Consider the following 5,525-nt stretch of genomic DNA (forward strand, 5'->3'; position numbering starts at 1 on the left):
CACCGCACCCCCGCCAGCCGCCGGCTGCCACACCCACCCAACCCGGCCCGAAGCGACCCGCGCACCGCGCCGCGCCCACCGCACCCCCGCCGACCGATGCTGCCCCGGGCGAGCCGTGAGCCGGAATCCCCTGTCCCACAACGATTCCCGCCCCACCGAGCCCCGGCCGGCCCCATGATCGTCCGTTCGGCCCAACCCCCTCCCCGCCCGCCTTCCGACTACTGGCTCCCCGCCAACACAACCGGCTAGCATCGGCGCGACCAGGAACGGGGGGTCCTTGGTGCGGGGGTGCCCGCGACATGTCCCGTTCGCGACGAAGTTTCCGAATCACAGGGGGATCCATGCCGCCCGTCAGGGGTGCCTTCGCCATGCCCGGAAGAGCCGGGGTCACGCTCGCCGCCGTCGCGGTGGCCGGCCTTCTCGCCGCCGTTCCCTCGGCCGCCGTCACCGGGGGCAGCCCGGCCGCCGAGGGCGCCTACACCTTCGCCACCAAGATCGACGTCGGCGGGCTGCACGGGTGCAGCGGTGCCCTGGTCGCGCCGCAGTGGGTCGTCACCGCCGCCGGCTGCTTCCCCGAGAACGGCGGCCAAGCCGGTGCGCCGAAGCTCGCCACCAAGGCGATCGTCGGGCAGCGGGGCGCCGCCGGCACCGAACGCGCCGTCGTCGACCTCCTCTTCCGGGCCGACCGCAACCTCGCCCTCGCCAAGCTGGCCGCGCCGGTCACCGGCGTCACACCCGTCGCCATCGGCACCGCCGCCCCCGCGCCGAACGAGACCCTGCGCATCGCCGGCTACGGCCGGACCGCCACCGAATGGGTCCCCGACCAGCTCCACACCGTCCCCGCCTCCGTGCAGAGCGTCACCGCCACCACCCTCGCCGTCCTCGGCGACCCGGCGGCCGCCACCACCTGCCAGGGCGACGCCGGCGGTCCCCTCCTGCGCGAGCGCAACGGCGTCGTCGAGCTCGCCGGCATCCACCACGCCTCCTGGCAGGCCGGCTGCCTCGGCTCGACCGAGACCCGGCAGGGCACCGTCGAGACCCGCGTCGACGACATCGCCGGCTGGATCGGCCTCCGCCTCCGCGGCGACGCCTACACCGCCCTGCCCGCCGCCCAGCGCGTGCTCGACACCCGCACCGACACCGGCGGCCACAAGAAGCCCGTCGCGGCCGGCGAATCCGTGTCCGTCGCCGTCCCCGGCCTGCCCGCCGCCGCGAGCGCGGTCGCGGTCAGCCTGGTCGGCACCGGTGGCACCGCGAGCACCTTCCTGACCGCCTACGGCGACGCCCTGCCCACGACGTCCAACGTCAACATCACCGGCGGCCGCACCGCCGCCGGCATGGCGATCGTCCCGGTCGGTGCGGACGGCCGGATCAAGGTCCGCAACAACGCCGGGAACATCGACGTCATCGTCGACTACCTCGGCTACTACAGCGCCTCCGGCGAGTCGACCTACCAGCCGAAGGACAAGCCCGACCTGGTCCTCGACACCCGCACGTCGCTCGGCGGGCACCCGGGCCGGCTGACCCCGGGCGAGGTCGTGGCGGTGCCGGTCCGCGGCGTCGCGGGCGTCCCCGCCGACGCCGTCGCGGTGGCCGTCAACCTCACCGGGACCGAAAGCGACTCCGACACCTTCTTCAGCGTCTTCGCCCAGGGCACGCCCGGCCCGTCGACGCTGAACATCGTGCCGAACGAGCACCGCGCGACCCAGTCGCTGGTGCGGATCGGCGACGACGGCGCCATCCGCATCTTCCTGCACCACGGCCAGAGCCACGTCCTGTTGTCCCTGGTCGGCTCGTTCGTCCCCGGTGACGCGGGCAGCCGGTACGCGGCGCTGGGCACGCCCACCCGCCTGGTCGACACCCGCACCGGCCCGGCGGCGCCGCTGGGCCCGGGCGGGATCGTCACGGTGCCGGCCGCCGGCCTGCCGTCCGGTGCGACCGCCGCGGCGGTGAACGTCACCGGCGTCCAGCCGAGCGCCACGACGTTCCTGGCCGCCTGGTCGCACGACCTGCCCTACAGCGGCGTGCCCTCGACGGTGAACGTCATGGCGGGCGAGAACACGTCCAACGCGGCGACGGTCCGGCTCGGCTCGGGAGCGCGCTTCGACGTGCTCAACTCTGCAGGCTCGACGCACCTGGTCGTCGACCTGCAGGGCTACTACACGCGGTAGCGGGTAGAAAGGCGGCATGAGCGCTCGCGTACTGCTGCCGTGGACCGACATCGACGTGCCGGAGGGGCTCGGCGCCGCGTACTACGACGGCGCCGGCGCTCCTCCGGCCGATCTCGGGGACGTCGAGTTCTACGTGCTGCCCTACGACCGAGGATCGGAGCCGCCGAAACTGATCCGGGAACTGCCGTCGCTGCGGGTGGTGCAGTCGCTGTCGGCCGGCGTCGAGGCGATCGTGCCGCTGCTGCCCGAGGGCGTGCGTCTCGCGAACGGGCGCGGGCTGCACGACCTGAGCGTCGCCGAGCACGCCCTCGCGCTCATCCATGCCGCGCAGCGGGACCTGCCGCGCTGGTTCGCGCAGCAGACCCACGGCGAGTGGGTGCGGGAGCACACGCGGTCGCTGGCCGACAGCCGGGTCCTCCTCGTCGGGTACGGCTCGATCGGGCAAGCCATCGAACGCCAGCTCGTCGCGGCCGAGGCCGTGGTGACGCGGGTGGCGAGCCGTCCCCGCCCGGACGAGGGCGTCCACGGCGTCGCCGAGCTGCCCACGCTGCTGCCCGAAGCCGACATCGTCGTGCTGGTCCTGCCGGACACCCCCGCGACGCGCGGCCTCATCGGCGCCGCCGAGCTCGCCGCCCTCCCCGACGACGCCCTGGTGGTCAACGTCGGCCGCGGCACGGCGATCGACACGGACGCGTTGCTCGCCGAGACGCGCACCGGGCGCCTCCGCGCCGGTCTCGACGTCGTGGACCCCGAACCCCTGCCCGCGGACCATCCACTGTGGACGGTTCCCGGCGTGGTCATCACCCCGCACATCGCGGGCGGGTCGGCGTCGTTCTACCCGCGCGCGAAAAAGCTCGCTGCGGAGCAGCTGCGGCGGTACGCGCAGGGCGAGGAGCTGCTCAACCTCGTCCAGGCTTGAGCACGTACACGTGCCATTCGTCGACGACGCGATATCCGCAGCGTTCGTAAACACCCAGCGCGCGGTGGGCGTTGTCGACGTCGACGTTGAGGGCCGACCGGTCGAATCCCGCCTCCTTCGCCGCCAGGAGGGTGTGTCCCAGCAGCCCGGACGCGATGCCGCGGCCGCGCAGGGCCGACCGGGTGCCCACCCAGGTCGCGTAGAGCTCGCGGATGCCGGTCGCCTCGGTTTCGGACACGTAGTGGTGGCTCAGCACGAACGCCAGCACCTTGTCGCCGTCCAGGACGAGGAACGACAGCTCCGGGCGGAAGTCCTTCGAGCCGGTGACCAGGTGGCGCCAGGCGTCCGGCTCGTAGCTCGTGCTGCCCCAGTGGTCGGCGAAGGTGTCGTTGCGGGCGTCGAGCGCGGCGAGGTCGTACTTGAAGTCGAACGGCACCGCCGCGAACCCGTCGGGTAGCGGAGGCTGCGGCGGCAGGTCGGCGAGGCCGACGCGCATGGTGACCATCGTCCGGCTGTTCGTGTAGCCCGCGCGGGTGAGGACACCCGCGATCCAGCGCTCGTTCTCGTGACTGCCGTAATGCAGTTCGAGCGGCGCGCCCGGGAAGACGCGCTCGTGGACCTCGCGGCTCGTGCGCGCGAACCACTCGACCAGGTGAGCGCCGACGGCGTCGGTCCGGTGGTCCGGGTGCACGATCGACTGGAGCCGGATCATGTGCACGGGGTCGGCGGCGTCGCGGCGGCGGACCAGGCCGTAACCCATCAGCCGGTCGCCGGCCCAGGCGCCGACGGTGGCGCGGGCCAGGTCGACGTTGGGGCCCGCCAGCTCTTCGCGGAGGTCCTCCGCGCTGAAGTGCTCACCCGTCCGGTCGACCTCCTCGGCCGCCGCGTACAGCCGGGCGAGGGCGGAAGCGTCGTCGAAGCCCAACGGTCGCCAGGTCAGGTCCATGCCGGGAGGCTAGGCCGGGCAGCGGCGCCCACGCACCCCGATTTACGCTCGGGGCGTGCTGGTGCTCCTCCCCCCTTCCGAGACCAAGGCCGACGGCGGCCGCGGCGGCCCGCTCCACCTCGACGGGCTGTCGTTCCCCGAGCTGAACCCGACGCGCACGAAGCTGGCCGACGCGCTGGTGGAGCTGGCCGCCGACGTCCCGGCGAGCATCGCGGCCCTAAGCCTCACCGAGCGGCAGGCGGGCGAGGTCGCGCGCAACGCGCAGCTGTGGACGTCCCCGACGATGCCGGCGCTGCGCCGCTACACCGGCGTCCTGTACGACGCGCTGGACGTGAAGAGCTTCACGAGGGCGGGGCTGGAGAAGGCCCACCGGCGGCTGGCGGTGACGTCGTCGCTGTTCGGCGTGGTGTCGGCCACCGATCCGATCCCGGCGTACCGCCTCTCGGGCGGGAACTCGCTGCCGGCGCTGGGCACGGTCCGCGGGCTGTGGAAGCCGGTCCTCGAGCCGGTGCTGCAGGCGGTCGAAGGCCTGGTCGTCGACCTGCGCTCGGGCACGTACTCGGCGTTCGCCAAGCTGCGCCCGGACGCGGTGACCGTCCGGGTGGTGACGGAGAACGCCCGCGGCGAGCGCGTGACGGTGAGCCACTTCAACAAGGCGTACAAGGGCCGCCTGGCGCACGTGCTGGCGGCCACGCGCGCGGATCCGTCCACTGTGGACCAGCTGATGAAGGTGATCACCAAGGCGGGCCTGGTGGTCGAGCGCACCGGCGAGCACGCGCTGGAGCTGGTCACCGAGGGCTGAGGCCCGCGAACCGGTCCGGGGCGAACGGGCTCAGGTCGAAGCCCGGGTCCTCCCCCAGGGCCAGGGCCGCCACGAGCTTGCCCGCGAACGGCGCGTTCGTCAGCCCGCCCGCGCCGAAACCCGTCGACACCGCCAGGCCCGGCCGGATCGTCCCCAGGATCGGCAGGCCGTCGGGTGTTCCCGGGCGGAAACCGACCCGGGTCTCCGCGAGGGTGGCGTCCGCGAGACCCGGTGCCACTGTCAGGGCGTTCTCCAGCACCTCGCGCTGCCCGGCCGCCGTGACGCGGTAGTCGAAGCCCGCCTCCGCCTCGCGTGTCGCGCCCGCCACCACCCGGCCGCCGCCGAAGGCCAGGAGGTAGTGGCTGGTGCGGGGCAGGACCACCGGCCAGGCCGCGGTTTCCGTGCCCGGCAGGTCGAAGTGGCTGATCTGGCCGCGGTGCGGCGTCACCGGCAGGTCGATTCCCAGCGGGGCCAGCAGTTCGCGGCTCCACGCGCCGGCCGCCACCACCACGCTGTCCGCGTCCAGGGGGCCGTCCGGGGTCGCCACCGTGCCGTCCGCGCGGAACGCGACCTCGCCCTCGACGAACTTCGCGCCTCTCGCCTCGGCGGCCGCCAGCAAGGCGCGGCGCAGCGAGTGGCCGTCGACGCGCCCGGCGCCCGCCAGGTGCACCGCGCCCAGCCCGGGCG

The 5,525-nt window shown here is 74.1% G+C and carries 5 protein-coding genes; 3 read left to right on the forward strand and 2 right to left on the reverse strand.

The annotated features are described in order from the left end of the window. Positions 1-368 precede the first annotated feature (368 nt). Positions 369-2,171 carry a S1 family peptidase gene (locus ACWEVN_RS46150; RefSeq protein ID WP_452055493.1) on the forward strand — a complete coding sequence of 601 codons (1,803 nt, stop codon included), beginning with the start codon at positions 369-371 and terminating at the stop codon, positions 2,169-2,171. A gap of 16 nt (positions 2,172-2,187) precedes the next feature. Then, the gene (locus tag ACWEVN_RS46155; protein ID WP_452055494.1) at positions 2,188-3,090 is read left to right on the forward strand and encodes a 2-hydroxyacid dehydrogenase; all 903 of its coding nucleotides are present in this window, start codon (positions 2,188-2,190) and stop codon (positions 3,088-3,090) included. On the opposite strand, the gene ACWEVN_RS46160 is transcribed toward ACWEVN_RS46155, so the two are convergent. Then, complete coding sequence (locus tag ACWEVN_RS46160; protein WP_452055495.1) at positions 3,071-4,036, reverse strand: GNAT family N-acetyltransferase; 966 nt, start codon at positions 4,034-4,036, stop codon at positions 3,071-3,073. The two genes, ACWEVN_RS46155 and ACWEVN_RS46160, sit on opposite strands and share 20 nt — an antisense overlap. Positions 4,037-4,091: 55 nt before the next feature. Between ACWEVN_RS46160 and yaaA the strand changes: the two genes are divergently transcribed. After that, entirely contained in the window at positions 4,092-4,838 is a 747-nt protein-coding gene (gene yaaA, locus ACWEVN_RS46165; RefSeq protein ID WP_452055496.1) for a peroxide stress protein YaaA, read from the forward strand. On the opposite strand, the gene ACWEVN_RS46170 is transcribed toward yaaA, so the two are convergent. Then, the coding region (locus ACWEVN_RS46170) for an NAD(P)/FAD-dependent oxidoreductase (RefSeq protein WP_452055497.1) at positions 4,825-5,525 on the reverse strand (701 nt) is incomplete at its 5' end. The two genes, yaaA and ACWEVN_RS46170, sit on opposite strands and share 14 nt — an antisense overlap.

The sequence above is a fragment of the Amycolatopsis sp. NPDC003861 genome, assembly GCF_053605405.1.